The 18,517-nt window shown below is 71.8% G+C and carries 14 protein-coding genes; 6 read left to right on the top strand and 8 right to left on the bottom strand.

Annotated elements, in window-relative coordinates:
- Positions 1-45: 45 nt before the first annotated feature.
- Positions 46-1,248, top strand: a complete 1,203-nt coding sequence (locus WMF29_RS43765; protein ID WP_437325973.1) for a protein kinase domain-containing protein — start codon at positions 46-48, stop codon at positions 1,246-1,248.
- Between the two features lie 100 nt (positions 1,249-1,348).
- Here the strand turns inward: WMF29_RS43765 and WMF29_RS43760 are convergent, their stop codons facing one another.
- Positions 1,349-2,650 (bottom strand): citrate synthase, encoded by a 1,302-nt coding sequence (locus WMF29_RS43760; protein ID WP_012240890.1) that lies wholly within the window; start codon positions 2,648-2,650, stop codon positions 1,349-1,351.
- A 76-nt stretch (positions 2,651-2,726) separates the two neighbouring features.
- Here WMF29_RS43760 and WMF29_RS43755 point away from each other — a divergent pair, with 76 nt between their 5' ends.
- Positions 2,727-3,398 carry a hypothetical protein gene (locus WMF29_RS43755; protein ID WP_437325972.1) on the top strand — a complete coding sequence of 224 codons (672 nt, stop codon included), beginning with the start codon at positions 2,727-2,729 and terminating at the stop codon, positions 3,396-3,398.
- Between the two features lie 96 nt (positions 3,399-3,494).
- Here WMF29_RS43755 and WMF29_RS43750 read toward each other — a convergent pair whose 3' ends face one another.
- From WMF29_RS43750 to WMF29_RS43725, 6 genes are all read right to left on the bottom strand, one after another.
- Positions 3,495-4,925, bottom strand: a complete 1,431-nt coding sequence (locus WMF29_RS43750; RefSeq protein ID WP_437325971.1) for an ABC1 kinase family protein — start codon at positions 4,923-4,925, stop codon at positions 3,495-3,497.
- 142 nt (positions 4,926-5,067) lie between these two features.
- Positions 5,068-5,403 carry an HU family DNA-binding protein gene (locus tag WMF29_RS43745; protein WP_012240887.1) on the bottom strand — a complete coding sequence of 112 codons (336 nt, stop codon included), beginning with the start codon at positions 5,401-5,403 and terminating at the stop codon, positions 5,068-5,070.
- Between the two features lie 482 nt (positions 5,404-5,885).
- A complete protein-coding gene (locus WMF29_RS43740) occupies positions 5,886-6,833 on the bottom strand; it encodes an NAD(+)/NADH kinase (RefSeq protein ID WP_437325970.1) in 948 nt (315 codons plus the stop codon).
- Positions 6,833-7,495 (bottom strand): NUDIX hydrolase, encoded by a 663-nt coding sequence (locus WMF29_RS43735; protein WP_437325969.1) that lies wholly within the window; start codon positions 7,493-7,495, stop codon positions 6,833-6,835. Before WMF29_RS43735 ends, WMF29_RS43740 begins: the two co-directional genes overlap by 1 nt.
- Positions 7,496-7,608: 113 nt before the next feature.
- Positions 7,609-8,349, bottom strand: a complete 741-nt coding sequence (locus WMF29_RS43730) for a CPBP family glutamic-type intramembrane protease (RefSeq protein WP_272101855.1) — start codon at positions 8,347-8,349, stop codon at positions 7,609-7,611.
- Entirely contained in the window at positions 8,349-9,515 is a 1,167-nt protein-coding gene (locus WMF29_RS43725; protein WP_437325968.1) for a decaprenyl-phosphate phosphoribosyltransferase, read from the bottom strand. The genes WMF29_RS43730 and WMF29_RS43725 overlap by 1 nt, the downstream gene beginning before the upstream one ends.
- A gap of 287 nt (positions 9,516-9,802) precedes the next feature.
- On the opposite strand from WMF29_RS43725, the gene WMF29_RS43720 reads away from it, so the two are divergent.
- The 3 genes from WMF29_RS43720 to WMF29_RS43710 are packed head-to-tail and all read left to right on the top strand — an operon-like array spanning position 9,803 to position 14,170.
- Positions 9,803-10,768: an AAA family ATPase gene (locus WMF29_RS43720; RefSeq protein WP_044967114.1), complete on the top strand. Its 966-nt coding sequence runs from the start codon at positions 9,803-9,805 to the stop codon at positions 10,766-10,768.
- A gap of 10 nt (positions 10,769-10,778) precedes the next feature.
- Positions 10,779-11,999: a DUF58 domain-containing protein gene (locus WMF29_RS43715; RefSeq protein WP_437325967.1), complete on the top strand. Its 1,221-nt coding sequence runs from the start codon at positions 10,779-10,781 to the stop codon at positions 11,997-11,999.
- Positions 11,996-14,170, top strand: a complete 2,175-nt coding sequence (locus WMF29_RS43710) for a transglutaminaseTgpA domain-containing protein (protein WP_437325966.1) — start codon at positions 11,996-11,998, stop codon at positions 14,168-14,170. The genes WMF29_RS43715 and WMF29_RS43710 overlap by 4 nt, the downstream gene beginning before the upstream one ends.
- Positions 14,171-14,279: 109 nt before the next feature.
- Here WMF29_RS43710 and WMF29_RS43705 read toward each other — a convergent pair whose 3' ends face one another.
- Positions 14,280-16,223 carry a hypothetical protein gene (locus tag WMF29_RS43705; RefSeq protein ID WP_437325965.1) on the bottom strand — a complete coding sequence of 648 codons (1,944 nt, stop codon included), beginning with the start codon at positions 16,221-16,223 and terminating at the stop codon, positions 14,280-14,282.
- Between the two features lie 269 nt (positions 16,224-16,492).
- On the opposite strand from WMF29_RS43705, the gene aspS reads away from it, so the two are divergent.
- Positions 16,493-18,442 carry an aspartate--tRNA ligase gene (aspS, locus tag WMF29_RS43700; RefSeq protein WP_437325964.1) on the top strand — a complete coding sequence of 650 codons (1,950 nt, stop codon included), beginning with the start codon at positions 16,493-16,495 and terminating at the stop codon, positions 18,440-18,442.
- Positions 18,443-18,517: the final 75 nt, after the last annotated feature.

Genomic DNA, 18,517 nt, shown 5'->3' with positions numbered 1-18,517 from the left:
GATCTCTCTCCTCGGATGGCCGCTGGTCGAAAGAGGGCGCCTCTCGTGTACGACGACGACGCGGAGCACTGGGTCGGCAAGACGTTCGCCGGGACGTGGTGGATCGAGCGGGTGCTCGGCACCGGCGGCATGGGGAGCGTGCTGCTCGGGCGTGCGGCGGACGGCTCTCAGGTCGCGCTCAAGGTGCTGCACCCGGAGCTCAACGCGATCACCGAGGTGCGGAAGCGCTTCCTCCGTGAGGGGTTCATCGGCAACACGCTCGGCGGGGCGGACGCGGTGCCCGGCGTGGTGCGCATGCTCGGCTCCGGCGAGACGCAGGAGGGCCTCGCCTACCTCACGATGGAGGCGCTCCAGGGGGAGACGCTCTTCGATCGGATGGCCCGCACAGGGACGATGCCGGTCGGCGAGGTGCTCGCGCTCGCCGACCAGGTGCTCGAGACGCTGGCGATCGCGCACGCGCGCGGCGTCGTGCACCGCGATCTCAAGCCCGAGAACATCCACCTCGGCAACGACGGGCGCGTGCGCATGCTCGACTTCGGCATCGCGCGCGTCGTCGACGGGCTCACCGGCCTGCCCGAGAAGACCGCGACCAAGACGGGCATGATCATGGGCACGGCGACGTACATGGCGCCGGAGCAAGCGACTGGGCTCATCCACGATATCGACGGGCGCACCGACCTCTTCGGGCTCGGGGCGACGATGTTCCGGCTGCTCTCGGGCCGACAGGTGCACGGCGAGGTGACGGAGGCCATGGAGGTCATCGCCGCCGCGACCGAGGCCGCGCCGCCGCTCGCCTCGGTCGCGCCCGGGATCTCGCCCGCCGTCGCTGCCGTGGTCGATCGCTCGCTGGCGTTCATCAAGTTCCATCGCTACCCGAACGCCGAGACCATGCGCGCAGACGTCCGCGCTGTACGCGCAGGCGCGCTGCCTCCGTACGCGCAGGCCGTCATCGAGGGGCGGATCCGCGCCGGCCAGCCCATATCTCAGCCGGCGCCTCCGCTGCATGCCGGCGGTTCACCGAGCGCGCGCCCGCAGCCGACCGTGGTGGAGCCGGCCGCGGCCCCTCGCCATTCGCATTCGATGAGCCGACCGGAGCGAACGCTCGACGACAACCCGTCGGCGCCCTCCCGCGCTGGCGCGTCGCTCTCGCAGCTGTCGACGGGCAAGCTGCTCCTGCTCGTCGGCGGCGCCTCGCTCGTCACGGGCGTCATCGTGGCGGTGATCGTCGTCCTGCTGCTGATGAGATGAGCCGCTGACGGGCCGCGAGCGCGCCGCCAGGGGCGCGCTCATCGCGGTGAGGGGGATCGTCGGTGGAAGGTGCGGGCGGGGCCGCTGGGCCCCGCCGCGGTCACTCGCGCTCGTCGAGCGGCGTGTAGTCGACGGCGTTCTCGCCGGTGTAGATCTGCCGCGGACGGCCGATCTTGCCGGTCGGGTCGTCGTTCATCTCCTTCCAGTGGGCGATCCAGCCGGGGAGGCGCCCGAGCGCGAACATGACGGTGAACATGTTCGTGGGGAAGCCGAGCGCGCGGTAGATGATGCCGCTGTAGAAGTCGACGTTCGGGTAGAGCTTCCGCTCGACGAAGTACGGATCCTTCAGCGCGGTCTCCTCGAGGCGCTGCGCGATGTCGAGCAGCGGATCCTTGATGCCGAGCTTCGCCAGGATCTTGTCGGCGGCCGCCTTGATGAGGACGGCGCGCGGATCGTAGTTCTTGTACACGCGGTGGCCGAAGCCCATCAGGCGGAAGTTCGAGGTCTTGTCCTTCGCGAGCTTGACGAACTTCGAGACGTCGCCGCCGTCCGAGCGGATCGCCTCGAGCATCGTCACGACCTCCTGGTTCGCGCCGCCGTGGAGCGGGCCCCAGAGCGCACAGATGCCAGCGGCGACCGAGGCGAAGAGGTTCGCCTTCGAGCTCCCGACGAGGCGCACCGTCGACGTCGAGCAGTTCTGCTCGTGATCGGCGTGCAGGATCAGGAGCAGGTTCAGCACCTTCACGATGTCCTCGTCGATCTCGTACGGCTCCGCCGGGACCGAGAACATCATGTTGAGGAAGTTCGCGCAGTACGAGAGCGAGTTGTGCGGGTAGACGAACGGCTGGCCGATCGACTTCTTGTACGAGAACGCGGCGATCGTGCGCACCTTGGAGAGCAGCCTCGCGATGGTGATGTCGAGGTGCTCGGTGTTCTTCACGTCGATCGCTTCCGGGTAGTAGCTCGACAGGGAGAGCACCATCGCGGAGAGGATCGCCATCGGGTGCGCCGTCGACGGGTAGCCGTCGAAGAAGCGCTTCATGTCCTCGTGGATCAGCGAGTGCCGGGTGAGCAGCGTGGAGAACCGGGACAGCTCGCTCTTGCTCGGCAGCTTGCCGTAGATCAGGAGGTACGAGGTCTCCACGAAGGTCGACTTCTCGCCGAGCTGCTCGATCGGGATGCCGCGGTAGCGGAGGATGCCCTTCTCCCCATCGAGGAACGTGATGGAGCTCGTGGTCGAGGCCGTGTTGACGAAGGCCGGGTCGATGCAAACGTACCCGGTCTTCGAACGAAGGGACGCGACGTCGATCGCCTTCTCCCCCTCGGTGCCCGTGATCACAGGCAACTCGATCGTCTGCTCCCCACCGTTCTTCTTCAGCGTTAACTTCGCGGTCTCCTGCACGCCTCCTCCTTCCGCCGCAGCGCGGCGTAAGCTATCACGGGCCGAGGGAAGAATGCTTCCCCGAGAAAATGAGGTGATGCATTTGAGCGAGCCGGTCGTGCGGGGGGAGCTGGCCCACCACCCAGAGGCGCCTCGGTTTGCGGCCGAGGTGCGCCGAGTCCACGGGCGTTACGCCGACGAGGTCGTCGCTCACTACCGGCTCTGCCCGTTCATGCGCGACGCCGCAACCGGATTCGGTCGCTTTTACGTCCTGCTCGATCGCGAGCCCGTCCTGGAGACGGCGCTGGCGGCCATGGAGGAGGCCGACTCCGCGGTGGTGCACCTGGTTCTCCCGTGCATCCATACTCCGTCGCCCCAGTTCGAGCGCTTCGCATCGCGCCTGGGTGAACAGCTGCGGCGGCGCTTCAGCCCCGCGCCGGTACTGGCCGCGTTCCACCCCGAGATGGCGGGGGACGAGACGAACTCGCACCGGCTCGTCGGTCTCCTCCGACACGCGCCAGACCCGTTTGTACAAACGATTCCAGAGGGGCTGAACCATACTGGGACCGTCCTCGCGGGGGCAGGCGTCGAGCCTGCGGTCGACCCCGCCGAGGACAATTACCGACGCCTTGAAGGGGCAGGGATCGCCGCAGTCAAGATCAGGCTCGCGGAGATCATGGCAGATCGGGACTCGAGTTATGCGCCCTTCCTGGCGCGGCTCGGGCTGAGCCGCCCCGGCCCGCGCTTCAGCCCCCTCCCAACACGGTAGCGCGCGGGCGAAAGGCGCAGACGAAACAGCTGCGAAACGCGCACGAAACGCGTGGTGCGCGTGGTGCGCGTGGTGCGCGTGTCGATGGGCCTTGGGTCAATCCGCAGGCGAGCGGCGCGGCGCCGGGCCCGATCCGTCGGACCCGGCCTTGGCCTCGCGCTCCGCCATCAGCGGCATCAGGTACGGAAAGCCGGCCGCCATCGTATCGAGGTGGGGATCGATCTGGGCGGCCAGCCAGAAGAGCAGCACGCAGGCGCGCTCGACATAGAACCAGTCCTCCGGGTACTCGAACGACCGCATCAGCTCCTGGAGCTCACCGCGCTCCAGCTCGGGGTCCGCGAGCCGCTCCAGCTGCTCGGGGCGGGCGCGCATCAGCGCCGCCGGCGTGCGATCCTGGATCTTGAGCAGCTTCGCGAAGTAGGTCTTCACGGTCCTCTCGAGGAGCGCGTCGTTTCCCCCGGGCGCGACGAAGCCCATCCTCCGGAAGCCGCGCACGACCGCCGCGTCGTCCTGCGCGAAGATGCCCTTCAGGATGTCGAGGAGCCCGTCGATGAGCTCGTCCCGGGCCTCGCAGCTCGCGCCGAAGTCGAGGACGACGAGGCGAAAGCCGCCGCCCTCCTCCGCGCTCCGCGCGGCGACAAGGAAGTTCCCCGGGTGCGGATCGGCGTGGAAGAAGCGATCCGCGAAGAGCATCTTGTAGAAGGCCTGCACGAGCCTGAGCGCCACGTCCGAGGGCTCGACGCCCGCGCTCCGGAGCGCGTCGAGGCGGGTGATCTTGATGCCTTCCATGAAGGTCATCGTGAGCACGTCGCGCGTCGTGAGCTCGTGGACGACCTCCGGGAACGCGATGCCCGCGTCCCCCTCGAAGTTCTGCGCCATCCGCTCCATGCACGCGGCCTCGTGCAGGTAGTCGGTCTCCCGGCGGAGCAGATCGACCAGCGACTCGTGCACCCGCTCGATGTGCCCCACCGGGACGAACCGCTTGTAGACGAGGATCGCGAGGCGCAGGACGCGCAGGTCGACGGCGATGATCCCGCGGATGCCGGGGTAGAGGAACTTGACCGCGACCTTGCGGCCGTCGCGGAGGCGCGCGACGTGGACCTGCCCCAGCGACGCGGCCGCGAGCGGCGCGCGCTCGATCGACGCGAACAGCTCGCCCGCCGAGCGGCCGAAGCTCGCGCGCAGCGCGGCCTCGAGGTCGCTGAACGGGTGCGGCGGCACCTGGTCCTGGAGCTGCTCGAGCTCCTTGCCGTAAGCGCGAGGCAAGAAGCCGCCCATGATGGACAGCACCTGGCCGAGCTTGATGAAGACGCCCCGCAGCTGGAGCATGACGCGCAGCAGGCGCCGGGCGTTGTTCTGATCGACGCGGGCGCGGCGCGCGACGAGCCAGCCAGGCGGCTCACCCGCAGGCGAGCCGCGCCCGAGGCGCCTCGCGAACACCCGCGCGAGCCCCAGCTGGATGAGGTAGCTCGTCAGGATGACCGAGAACGCGAGCAGCGCGCGGAAGAGTCGGACGGCGAGCGTCATGTGCGGCAAAGCAGCCGCACCATGCTACCGCAGGGGCAGCGCGGGGCCAGCCGCCCTCGCCCTCAGCGATGGGTGGACCCCGGCGAGGGGGCCGCCGCGGGCCTCCGCCGCGCAGCGGAGCCCTCCCGCGAGCCGGAGAGGCTCAGGAGAGCGAGTCCTTGATCGCCTTGATGGGGCGGGCGCGGACCGACTTGCTGGCCGGCTTGGCCGCGAACGTCATCGGCTGCTTCGTGAAGGGGTTGATCCCCTCGCGCGCCTTCGTCGCGGGCTTCTTGACGACGCGGAACTTCGCGAAGCCGGGCATCGTGAAGATGCCGTTCTTCTTGAGCTCCTTGTACGCGATGTCGGTCAGCGACTCGAGGATCGCCTTGACCTGCTTGCGCGAGATCTCGTTCTCGTTGGCCTCGACCACCGCGTTGATCAGCGCGCTCTTGCTGAGCGACGTGCTCTTCTTCCCATCCGCCTTCTTGGCCGCCATGTTCATTCCTCCTGAGGTTTGTGCCCTCTTGCGGGCCAAAGGAACCACAACGGCCGCCGCAGATCCAGTGTCGAATCGTCGATCGGAGCTACAAAAGAAGGGGTTTCATGCCCCGGGGGGCGCGTCGCTCCGCCGGAGGGAGGGCCGGGGGGCCCTGGCACGGGCCGTCAAATCCGCGGGAAAACAGCCCAAATCGCCGCTTCTTCAGGCCTCGCGCGCCCGCCGCGAGGGAGGTCGGATGCCGGGCGCTCGACGTAGGAGATCACCCGAACCCCTTCCGTTGAAGGCGATCCTGGTCGCCCGGCGCCCTCTCCGGGTCGAGCCTCCTCGGCCGACGGCCCTGCTCGGCGCGCCCACGCCCGAGATCGCGCGCGTTCGGGCGGGTGGGCGAGCCGAGGCCCCGCTCGATCGAGGCCCGCGACCCCGCGGCGCGCCTCGCGCCGGCGCGCGCACGCGGGGGACGGCCGCGCGATCACCGAGCGCTAGCGGCGGCTCGCCGCCGAGCCCGCGCCCCACTTCCTCTTGGCGGAGAGGCCCAGGATCGTCAGCGACTGGGGCGCCTGCGTGAACTCGATGACGTCGCCGAAGCCGACGCTCACCGAGTGGATAGGCCCGTCGAAGAAGAGCTTCGCGTCGTGCGTCTTGCTGCGCACGACGAGCGAGGCGCCCGGCTGGATCAGGGCGTGACGGAGGCGGTACTCCTCGCCGTGAGGGGTGTAGGGCTCGCGGACGACGAGCTGGAGCCGCTTCGACGTGAGCGGCAGGACGCGCCCGCCCGCGGAGCGCTGCGCGGCCGTGGATCCGGCCGCGGGGCCGATCCAGAAGCCGCTCGACTTCTGCTCCTCCTCGACCCGGCCGAGCCGGAGCACGTAACGCGACGTGGCCGCGGGGGAGACGTGGCAGAAGAGCGCGTCGTTCAGGACGCGGCCCGTGGCGAGCTTGTCGTTCACCGTGACCTGCATGCGGGTGAGCACGGTGCTGCGGAGCGAGCCGCTCAGCGCCCCCGCGATCGCGTCCGCCGCGTCGCGGCTCGTCGCGCCGCAGAAGAAGCCGACGGAGTGGCCCGGCGCGCTGTTGATGCCGAGGATCGGCACGTCGCCGACGTTGTGGGACGCGCTGAGGAGCGTCCCGTCGCCGCCGACCGTGATCACGAGGTCGAGCTCGCCGGCGTCGAAGGACTGCGCCGCGCTGGCGACGACGTCGATCTGGGCACCGATGTCGTCGAGCGCCGCCTTGACCTCGCGCACGGTCTGCTCGTGCGCGTCGTGCGACGCCTTGAGGCGCGCGACCGCGGAGTCGCCGGCCTCGATGAGCCGCGTGATGCGCGGGTCCTTCCGCTCCTCGCGGTAGATCTTCCAGGCGGAGCGCTTCACGACGAGCGCGACGCGGGGCGGACGCCGCGGCGCGGGCGTGGGGGATCGTTCCGCCATCAGAGCTCCGCGAGGCGCCGGAGCGCCACCTCCGTCTTCGCGTCCTCGATCACGCCGCGGCGGGTGAGCTCGATCGCCTCGTCGAGCGGGACCGCCGCGATGGCCGCGAACCGCTCGAGGGGGGAGCCGTCCTCGAGCGGCGTCCCCTCGCGAGCCGGGTCGACCTCGACATGAAAGAAGAAGTGCCGCTCGCCCACCATGCCCGGCGCCGGGAATGTCGACGGGCCGAGCGGCTGGAGCGCCGACGGGGGCACGTCGAAGCCGACCTCCTCGAGCAGCTCGCGCGCGGCCGAGCGCTGCAGGCCCTCCGGGCTCCGCTCGTCGAGCTCGACGAGCCCGGCGGGCAGCTCCCAGATCGCGCCGAGCGTCGGCGCCTCCGGGATGGGCCACGCCTCGGGCGGGCGGGTCGCGGCCGGGGGCCGGAACGCCGAGCGGAGGAAGACGTAACGGCGCCCGTCCGCGCCGCGGTAGTGCGGGGCGATCACCACCGCGTCGAGGCGGGTGCGATCGACGCTGTCGTAGGTGAACGGGTCGCTCAGAGAGCCGTCCGGGAACTCGACGCGGAACACCTGGCGTCGCACGTTGAGGAAACCAGGACCGTCCAGCGAGGGGATCGTCCGGACCAGCTTGAGCGCGAGCTTCGGGAAGGGAGGTAGCGGCATGCGTCGAGGCGCGAAGCATAGCGCCAAACGACCGCCGATCGCGATGCGGCTCGTCCCCGCGCCCGCCGCGCGCTCGCCCACGCCCTCGCCGCGCGCTCGGGGCGGCCCCGGGCTCAGCGGAGCACGAGGACCCAGACGTCGTAGAGCGCGTGGGTCCAGACGGCCGGCGCGAAGCCGCGGAAGACGTAGATCGCCGTGAGAACGAGCCCGCACACCATGCGGAACACGAAGGAGGGGAGGTTCCAGGGATCGCCAAGCGACCCGACATAGTGCCAGCCGGAGAAGACGGCGGCGGCCACGACCGCCCAGCCGACCATCAGCACCACCCCCTGGACCCCCTTGCCGAAGAAGAACTTGATCCCGAGCGCGCCCAGCCCGTAGAGGCCGACACGGAAGGCGATCTCCTCGTAGAAGCCCGCGCCGAGCGACATCACGACCCCGGTGAAGATGTCGTTCGACGCGGCGGGCGGGCCGAGCCGGAGGGAGCCGACCACATAGGAGCCGGCGAAGCGCATCAGGATGGCGTAGAGCGCGCCTTCGGCGGCGAGCAGCGCGAAGCGCCTCGTCTGGAGGGCGTGGCCGCGGCCGAGGATGGAAAGGACGAGGACGAACGCGGCGCCGACGGCAACGGTGAGGCCCGCGTAGAGCGGGAGGCTGTGCTTGGCCAGCGCGCGGAGCTCGGCGGTGACCGGATCCGCCGCGTTGCGGATGGGGAGGAAGGCGACGCCGAGGTGATACAGGACGAAGATCGGCATCGTCAGCGCGAGATCGGTCAGCGCATCGCTCTTCGCGGTGGGCTTGTCGCCGGCAGGGGCCGCCCCCGGCCGGGCGAGCTCCGGTCCGGCGCCGAGCATCAGGACGGCCTCAGGCGGTACACGATCACCAGCACCTCGGCCGACCACATGACGACGTTCAGCACGAAGGGCGTGTCCCGGAGGATCTCCTGGGTGGGGCTCTCCGACTTCGCGCTGCCGGCCACGAGCTGGAGGAACCGGATCCCGCCGAAGAGCGGGTGGATCGCCGTGAGCCAGAGGTACGGGTTCTGGAAGAACCGCTGCGTGTCGTGGTCGAGCGTGTACGCCAGGTAGGTGGCGAAGGTGGCGAGGCCCGTCACGGCGAGCGCCGCCGTCAGGGCGGAAGGCGAGTAGCCGTCGAGCGCCGCGCGCTGCTTCGAGGCGTTGACCGAGGCGAGCTCGTGGCGGCGCTTGCCGAAGCCGAGGAAGAGCGCGAGCAGCGCGGTGCAGGCGATCATGAAGCCGGAGAGCGGCGTCCTCGTCGCGAAGCCGCCGGCGAGCACCCGCAGCACGAAGAAGACCGCGATGCAGCCGACGTCGAGGTAGGCGATCTTCTTGAGCCGGAACGAGTAGGCGACGTTGAGGACGTAGTAGCTGGCGGCGACGACCGCGAAGAGCGGCGGGCCGAGCAGGCTCGCGCCGAGCGCGATGACCGCGAGGCCGACCGCCATCGCCTTGGCGACCGGGATGGGCACGCGGCCCGAGGCGATCGGCCGGAAGCGCTTGACCGGGTGGACCCGATCGGCCTCGACGTCGACGATGTCGTTCAGGATGTAGACGGCGCCGGCGAGCAGGCAGAAGATCGCGAAGGCCCCGATCGCGCTCATGATGATCGAGGGGTGGGTCAGGTGCTTGGCGAACACCACGGGGGCGAGGACGAAGAGGTTCTTCACCCACTGGTGGGGCCGCATCGCGCGGATCATCCCGCGCACACGCCAGAGCAGCGTCCCCTTCGGGGAGTCGGGCAACAGGGGCGGCTGCGCGATCAAGCCGCCCGAGGGGGGCCCGCTCTCCGGCGGACCGGAGCTCGGCGCGCCGGCGCTCCGCGGAGGCGAGGACGGAGGCTTGCCGGCGGGGACGGAGCTCACCGACGCGGGCGAGCCGCCCTGCTCGGCAGGCGCCGGCGCGTCCGGCGTGCCCGCATCCGGGTGAGCATCGGCGCCGGGCGCCTCCTGAGCAGGGAGGGATGCGGCGCTGCTGCGAAAAAGGGGCCCCGAGGCGGTCACGGCGCGCGGAGCATACTCGGGCGCACAGGTCCCGGCCATTCCGCGGCAAGTTAAAAGCACAGGGGGCGCCGGCGCCCGAAACCGACGAAATCGACGAAACCGAGCGCCAGCGGCAGCTCCGGAGCCCCTCCAGGCCACGAACCAGGAAGAACGTGGCGCAGCGCACCCGGGCCGGCGGCCACGCAGCGAGGTCGCGAATCTGGGTTCGCACCCGCCAGCCCGGCTCGTGGAACGCAAAATGCGCATCCCCGCAGGCGGGCCGTGACCTCGTGCTACCATCGCCCCCGATGACATCAGCGCTCTCGGTCGCGCGTGAAGCTTCGCCTCTTCTCCTGAAGCTTCGCTCTGCCGTGGAGCAGGCCCTCGAAGGGAAGCCAGAGGCGGTCGAGCTGGCGCTCATCGCGCTGCTCGCCCGGGGCCATGTCCTCATCGAGGACGTACCCGGCGTCGGCAAGACGACGCTGGCCCGAGCGCTGGCCAAGGCCGTGGGGGGCGAGCTCCGTCGCGTTCAGTTCACCAGCGATCTCCTGCCGAGCGACGTCCTCGGGGTCAGCGTCTTCGACCAGCGGCTAGGGCAGTTCGTCTTCCGGCAGGGGCCGATCTTCGCGAACGTGCTGCTCGCCGACGAGATCAACCGGGCGAGCCCCCGGACGCAGTCGGCGCTGCTCGAGGCGATGAACGAGGGGCAGGTGTCCATCGAGGGGACGGCGACGCCGCTGCCGTACCCCTTCTTCGTGCTCGCGACCCAGAACCCGCAGGATTTCGCGGGTACGTTTCCGCTGCCGGAGTCGCAGCTCGACCGGTTCATGGTGCGGATCCGGATCGGGTACCCGCCTCCCCAGGTGGAGATGCGGCTGCTCCTCCAGGGCGGCGAGCCCGACCGGGCGCGGAACGTGCCGCAGATCATCGATCCGGCCCAGCTCGTCGCGCTGCAGCGCGAGGTCGATCGCGTCGAGCTCGACTCGTCGCTCGCGACCTACCTGCAGGCGGTGCTCACGGCCACGCGATCGAGCCCGACCCTCTCGCTGGGCGCATCGCCGCGCGCCGGCATGAACCTGGCGCGCGCGGCCCGGGGGCGCGCGGTCCTCTACGGACGCTCGTACTGTATCGCGGACGACATCCACAACCTTGCGGTGGCCGTGCTGGCGCACCGGGTCCGGCTCTCGGCCCACGCGGAGGGCTACATGCCGACCCGCGACGAGTGCGAGGCGGCAGTGCGCGACCTCGTGGCGCGGGTGCCGGTCCCCCTCTGAGGGGTGGGCGATGGGCGCAGAGGACAGGGAGCGGGGATCACTCAGCGGCAGCTCCCGCGGCGCCGAGCGCGCCGGCGCAGCGGCGCGGAGCGCCGTCCGGCCGAGCAAGCCGAGGCGCGACAGGCCGCTTGTCGAGCAGCGGCCGCTGCTGCCCCCGCGCGGGGACAAGGCGTCGTTGTGGACGAGGCTCCTGCTGTTCCTCAGGCCGCCCCGGAAGCTCAAGTTCACCCGGGAAGGAAAGTACTACCTCGGGATCACGCTGGGCGTCGGCTTCGCGGCGATCAACACGGGCAACAACCTCCTCTACCTGCTGCTGGGGATGCTGCTGTCGCTGATCGTCGTCTCCGGCGTGATGAGCGACCTGTCGCTGCAGCACCTCACGGTGACCCGGCGGCTCCCGGCCCGCGCCCAGGTGGGCCGGGCTCACCTCGTCGAGATCGAGGTCTACAACCACAAGAAGCGCGTGCCGTCGTACGCGATCGAGGTCGAGGATCTGCGCGCCGGCCAGCCGGCCGACAAGCGCTGCTTCTTCCTGAAGATCAGCCCCTCCAGCGCGCAGGTGGCCGCGTACCGGCGGACGCCGGCGAGGCGCGGCCGCGACCGGCACACCGGGTTCCGCATCGCGACCCGCTTTCCCTTCGGGCTGTTCGAGAAATCGCGGGAGGTCGAGGCCGAGGGCGATCTCATCATCTACCCCGCGGTCGATCCGGTCCGGCTCCCGGTCGAGGACGCGGGCCGGCGCGAGGGCGGCGCGAGCCTCAGCGGGCGCGGGGGCGGCGACGAGACCTTCGGCCTGCGGCCGATGCGCGACGGGGACGATCCGCGCGACATCTACTGGAAGAAGAGCACGATGCGCGACCAGCTGGTGCTGCGCGAGCGCACCCGCGAGACGCGGCCGGACGTGCAGATCGTCGTCGACACGGTGCGCCCCGCCGGGGAGGGCGACGCGTTCGCGCCGACCTTGGAGCGGAGGATCCGCGAGGCGGCGTCGCGCGCCGTCGCCCACATCAAGCGCGGCGACGCCGTGGTCGTCGCGACGACGCTGGGCGAGCGGGTGCGCGGCGATCGCAACATCGGCTCCGACGCGATCCTCCGCTTCCTGGCGCTGCTCGAAGCGGTCGACGACGGCCGGGCGCCCGAGCGCGGCGCCCGCGCGCCGCTGCGCCAGGGATCGAGCCCGAGCCCGAGCAGCGGTGAGCGCCGCGCCGGCGCGCCGAGGAGCGCGTCGTGAGGTTCGGGATGGTGCACCGGGTCATGACCGACGCGCTCGCGGCGCTCGGCGTCATCGCCCTCGTCGCCAGCGGGCAGTTCAACCGCTACGTGAGCTGGGCGATCCTCATCAGCCTCGGGCTCGCGCTCGTCGTGCGCGAGTCGTGGCAGCGGCACCCGGCGCTCCGCCACCTCGACACGGGCATCCTGCTGGCGGTCATCGCCGTCCAGGTGGTCCGCATCGTCGCCACCGACGCGAGCGTGCTCGACGTGCTCGTGGAGTTCGCCGCCGCGCTGCAGATCATCCGGCTCGCGACGCGCAAAGGGGCGGCGCACGACCAGCAGGTCATCGTGCTCGCGCTGCTGCACCTCATCGCCGGCACCGTCCTCGGCGGCGGCATGGGCTACGGGCTGTGCTTCCTGGGGGTGCTCGTCGTCGCCCCAGGCGCGCTCGTGCTCAGCCACCTGCGGCGCGAGGTCGAGGGCAACTACCGGCAGGGGGCGCGCGACCGGACGGGGCTGCCCGTGGACGTGCCGCGCATCCTGCGCTCGAGGCGGGTCGTCGGGCGCTCGTTCCTGGCCGTCACCTGCCTGCTCTCCGTCCCGATCTTCGTCTTCACCGCGCTCCTGTTCGTCATCTTCCCGCGCGTCGGCCTCTCGCTGCTCCTGCTCAACCGCGGCCACACCGGGCGGATGATCGGCTTCTCGGGCAAGGTCGACCTCGGCGCGGTCGGCGTGCTGCGCAGCGATCCCAAGCTGGCGATGCGGGTCGAGATCCCCGAGCTCCCCGAGCCGCCGCCCCCGCGCCTCACCATGCACCTGCGCGGCACCGCGCTCGACGCGTACGACGGCCGCACCTGGACGCAGAGCGAGACCTTCAAGCGCCCCACGGAGAGCGACGGAGGGCTCGTGCCGATCGAGCGGTACCCGGATCCGGCGGTCGACCCGGTGATGCGCATCGATCTGGAGCCCATCGATCCGCCCGTGATCTTCCTGCCGCCGAACGCGACGGGGCTCCGGCTCAAGCACCGCGGGCAGCTCGGGGTCGACGCGAACGCGATGGCCCAGCGCGGGCCGGAGGGGGAGCTCAGGTACCAGCCCACGGACGATCGCGGGCTTGTCTACGACGTCTTCCTGTCGCGGAAGCGGGCGCCGACCTTCCAGCGCCTGCCGGCGGCCGAGCGGCGGCGCTACCTGGATCTCCCGAGGGATCTGCCGTCGCGCGTCGTCGAGCTCGCGCAGCAGTGGACGCAAGGCGTGGATCGTCCGGCCGACCGGGCGCGGGCGATCCAGGAGCACCTGCGCACGGAGTACCGGTACGACCTCGCGTCGCCGTCGGGCGCGGACCCGCAGCCGCTCGATCACTTCCTGTTCGAGTCGAAGCGCGGGCACTGCGAGTTCTACTCGACCGCGATGGCCATCCTGCTGCGCGCGGTGGACGTCCCGACGCGCAACGTGACGGGCTTCGTCGGCGGCACCTACAACCGCTTCGGCCGGTTCTATGCGGTGCGCCAGGGCGACGCCCACTCGTGGGTCGAGGTGTACCTCGACGGCGAGGGGTGGATGACGTTCGACCCGACGCCGCCGGCCGACGCGGCGCCGAAGAGCGAGCTGGTCGGGGCCTGGGCGTACCTCCGCGATTTCATCGAGGCGACGAGCCAGCGCTGGGACAGGCACGTCGTCGGCTACGACCTGAACCAGCAGGTGGGCCTGCTCCAGACGCTGACGTCGCGCTACCGGAGGTCCGGATCGAGCAGCGATCTCTCGCTGTCGCGCCCGCGGATCCTCGCCGTCGCCGCCGTCGCGCTCGCGCTGGGCGGCGGCCTGCTCTACTGGCGCTTCCGCCGCACGCGCCGCGGGCGCGAGGAGCGCCGCGCGGACGCCGGCCGCACGCCGAGCGCGATCCTGGCGACCGCGCTCTACGAGGGCCTGGAGGCCGCCATGCTCGTCCAGGGCGTGCCGCGCCCCCCCAGCCTGCCGCCGCTGCGCCACGCCGAGGCGCTGGAGCTCGCGGATCACCCGCTGGCGCGCGAGATCCTGACGCTCACGCAGGTCTACCTGCGCGCCCGCTTCGGCGGGGCGACGCTCACGGAGGACGACAGCCGCGACTTCGAGCGGCGGGTCAAGGCGCTGCGCGGGGCGGAGCGGCGGGCGCGCGCTGCGAGCGACAGCGGGCTCGCCGCGTCGCCCTGATCGCGGCCGGGGACCGGCAAGACGAGGGGAAGACGAGCGGCGCGCCCGGGGCCGCGGCGCGGGCCACGCGGGCTGCGCCGCGCGCGCCGCTCCAGCCGCGCGGGCCGCGTCAACGGCGGCGCAGAGGCCGCCTCGCGATGAACGCCTGCCGGATGCCGGCGACGGCGCGGCGGCTCGGGCCGCCGGAGATGAACGGATCCTGGGGCGCGAGCTCGCCCAGCCGGTCGAGGAACGACTGCGCCACGACGCGCTCGCCCAGAAGGCTCACGACGTCCGACTGGCTTCGCATCGTGGACGCGAGGACGGCCGCCGTCGACGTGTCCGGCACCGCGGCGATCGAGAGCGACTCCAGCACGCGCCGGAGCGGCGCGATCGACTGCGCGGTCGCGAGCTTGCGATCCGAGGCGCCGAGCGGCTGCGGGGCGTACTCGAGCCAGATGCCGGCGACGTTCAGGTGGCCGAGCAGCCTCTTCGACCAGCGCGGATCGAGCTCCACGTGGAGCGGCCGGACGTCGGCCAGCGTGGAGAGGGCGAACTCGCCGGGCTCGCCCGCGAGCGCGAAGTCGCGCAGCAGCGGCGCGAGCTTGCGCTCGTCGGCGAGCAGGCTCGCGGCGACGTGGCCGCGATCGAGCAGCGGGATCGGGACCACGAGGACATCCGGCCGCTCGCCGCGCGTGATCCGCGCCGCCCACACCCGCCACGTGATCGCCGGCGATCGCACGAGGATCGCGGAGCCGGGATCGAGGCTCCCGTACGCCTCGTCCGTCCAGACCTCGGCCGCCGTCTGCTCGCTCCGATCGGCGGCGAAGCCCGCCTCCTCGCTCGTCAGCGCGACCAGCGTCAGCTGGAAGACGACGAGCAGCGCCGCGCCGCTCCGCGAGAACGGCACGCGCGTGTGGAGCAGCGCCCGCACCGCGGCGTGCGCGCCGAGCGCCGATCCGACGGCGATCGCGGCGACCGCGAGCGAGCGCAGGGGGGTGAGCGGATCCGCGGAGAGCACGCCGGCAGCCCGCGCGGGCAGGAGGGTGTCGAGCGCGAGCAGGACGAGGAAGGGCGCGACGAGCCACCGCGCGCGCGGGCGCAGGAGCGAGAACGAGAGCCCGGCCGCGGCGATGAGCAGGGAGACGACGCCGATCTCGCGGCTCCACGCGGCGAGCGCCGTGGTGCGGGCGCTCGCGACGTCGAGGGCGGCGAGGCTGCCGGCCGTGAGCGCGCGGCCGATGTCGGCCCAGGCGCGCGGCGCGAGGGGCCTGAGCGCGAGCGGCGCGAGCAGGAGCGCGGCCGTGAGCGCCCCCGCGCCGGCGGCGGCGCCCAGCAGGCGCCGGGGCGGGCCGCCGGCCGAGGCCTCGGCGGGGCGCCCGCCCGCGTGCTGTGCGCCGCCGCGCGCGAGGAACATCGCGTACGAGGCCGCGAGCGCGGCGAGACCGGCGGGGGGGCTCTCGGCGAACGTGGCGCCGAGGAGCGCGCCGAGCGCGATCCACGCGCGCCCGGCGTGCCGCGCCTGCTCGGCGCAGGTCGACGCGAGCGCGAGCGTCACGAGCGCGCAGCAGGTGGCGACCATGGCGCCGCCGCCGACCGTCGCCTCGCGCTGCCACGTCGGCGACAGGGCCGCCGTCAGCACGGCGATCGCGGAGAGCACGGAGGCGAGCCGCGGGCTCACGGCGCCGCCGAGCAGGTCCGGCTCGGCGGGCGCGCCCGACGCGGATCGCGCGCCGGCGGGGGTCTCCTCGGCTGCGCCGCCGCGGAGCCTGCGCCAGAGCGCGAGCCCGGGGAGGGGCGCCGGCCGCGCGGACTCCAGCAGGAGGCGGCGGACCATCCCGTAGAGCAGGCGCGACGCGAGCGCGAGCGCGAGCGCCGATCCGAGGGCGGTGCGGAAGGTGCGGGAGCCCAGCGGGAGCAGGCTGAGCGCCTGCGAGAGCGCCGTCGACAGGCCGCCGCCCACGCCGACCGCGACGAGGCCGAGATCCCGGACGGCCGTGAGATCTTCCCGCCATTGCCCCGAGGAGGCGGCGCGGGCCAGCGACAGCCCGAAGGGCAGCGCGGCCGAAAGCAAGGCGAGCGACCGATCGAGCCAGCAGCGTTTCTCTCCGGAGCCCACCGAGCGGCCATGCCAGATCGGCCGCGGCCGGGCCAAGTTCCGGCGCACCCCGGCGCGCGCCTCGGCGGCGGCGCGTGGCCCGCGCCGCGCGCCGCCGCCGAAGCGCCGCCGCCAAAACGCGCGCGAGGCCGATCCGCGCGCGCAGGGCGCGGAGGATACGGAGAGGCGGTGAGCGGCGACCTGGGCTAGAGTCGCCCCTTCCACGGAAAATCGGAGGTCGTCTCGTGTCCCGTTTCATCGATGAGCTCAAGAGGACGCACCGCTGCGGCGATCTGCGCGAGGCGGACATCGGCAAGGAGGTCGTGCTGTTCGGCTGGGTCGCGCGGCGCCGCGATCACGGCGGCTGCATCTTCATCGACCTCCGCGACCGCACGGGCGTGACGCAGATCGTGTTCGATCGCAGCTACCTCGAGGCGATCAGGAAGCATGGCCTGAAGGCGGAGGAGAAGGACCTCCTCGACGCGCACGCCGCCGCCGAGAAGGCCCGGTCCGAGTGGGTCGTCGGCGTCCGGGGCGTCGTGGTCAGCCGAGAAGGCAACGTGAACGACAAGATCGACACGGGGGCCATCGAGGTCTGGGTCGCCGAGGCGACGATCTTCAACAGGGCGGAGACGCCGCCGTTCGAGATCGCGGACGAGATCGAGACGCGCGAGGAGATCCGCCTCCAGCACCGGTACCTCGACCTGCGCCGGGCCCCGCTCCAGCGGGCGCTGCGGATGCGCCACGAGATCAACCGGGCGACGCGGAATTACCTGTCGGACAAGGGCTGCCTCGAGCTCGAGACGCCCTTCCTCGTGAAGTACACGCCGGGCGGGGCCCGCAACTTCCTCGTCCCCTCGCGGACCTCGGCCGGCAAGTTCTACGCGCTCGCCGAGAGCCCGCAGCTCTACAAGCAGCTCTTCATGGTCGCGGGCTTCGACCGCTACTTCCAGATCGTGAAGTGCTTCCGGGACGAGGACCTGCGCATCGACCGGCAGCCGGAGTTCACCCAGATCGACGTCGAGCTGTCGTTCGTGAACCAGGACGACGTCTTCGGGCTGATGGAGGGGCTCGTCTTCGCGGTGTTCAAGGCCGCCCTCGGCAAGGACCTCACCGAGCTCTACCCGACGGGACGCTTCCCGCGCATGCCGTACGCCGAGTCGATGCGCCGCTTCGGCAACGACAAGCCCGACCTCCGCTTCGGGATCGAGCACACCGACCTCACGGACCTCATCATCGAGCACAACGGCGGCGGGGTGCCGTTCTGGGTCGAGCTCGCCGAGAAATTCAAGTCGGGCAAGCTGCGGCGCGACCTGCCGGCCGAGATCGTGAAGGGGCTCGTGATCCCGGCGAGCGCCAACCTGTCCCGCCAGCAGACCGAGGACCTCGAGCGCGGGCTCCGCGACGTGAAGGGCTTCCGCGGCCTCGCGCGCGCCAAGCTCGCCGAGGACGGCTCCTGGACGCAGTCGCCCCTCACGAAGTCGATCACGCCGGAGCTCCGGCAGAAGCTGAACGAGGCGCTCGGCGCCAAGCCGGGCGACGTCCTCTGCTTCCAGTTCGGCAAGGAAGCCGTCGTGCACACCGTCATGGCGAAGCTCCGCATCGACGTCGCGAAGAAGATGGGGCTCATCCCGGAGTACGGGCATGGCGACCAGTGGAGGTTCCTCTGGGTGACGAACCCACCTCTGTTCGAGTTCGACGAGGACACGGGGCGCTGGGCCGCCGCGCACCACGCGTTCACGCGGCCGATCGACGAGCACGTCCCGCTCCTCGAGACCGATCCGGCGCGCGTCGAGTGTTACCGTTACGATCTCGTGCTGAACGGGTTCGAGGTCGGCGGCGGCTCGATCCGGCTGCACGATCCCGAGGTGCAGGCGCGCGTCTTCAAGACGCTGGGCATCGACGAGAACGACGCGCGCGACAAGTTCGGGTTCCTCCTGGACGCGCTCCGCAGCGGCGCGCCCCCGCACGGCGGCATCGCGCTCGGCATGGACCGGGTCGCGATGCTGCTCAGCGGCGCGCCGACGCTCAGGGACGTCATCCCGTTCCCGAAGACCAACCAGGGCACTGATCAGATGACGGGCGCGCCCGTGATCGTCGACGCCGCGCAGCTCGCCGAGGTTCACGTGAAGACGGCGGTCGCGGCAGCGGACCCCCGGCAGGGCGCGACGGGCACCGGCAGCGCCGGCGCCTGATGCCGGCCGGGGGGGCACGCGCGCGATCGGACGCACCTCCGGTGGCGCGGCGGCGCGGCGGGCCCCTCGCCGCGC

Source organism: Sorangium sp. So ce381, from assembly GCF_051473845.1.
In the GTDB taxonomy this organism is placed as follows: Bacteria; Myxococcota_A; Polyangia; order Polyangiales; family Polyangiaceae; genus Sorangium; species Sorangium atrum.
This window is presented reverse-complemented; position numbering and strand designations above follow the sequence as displayed.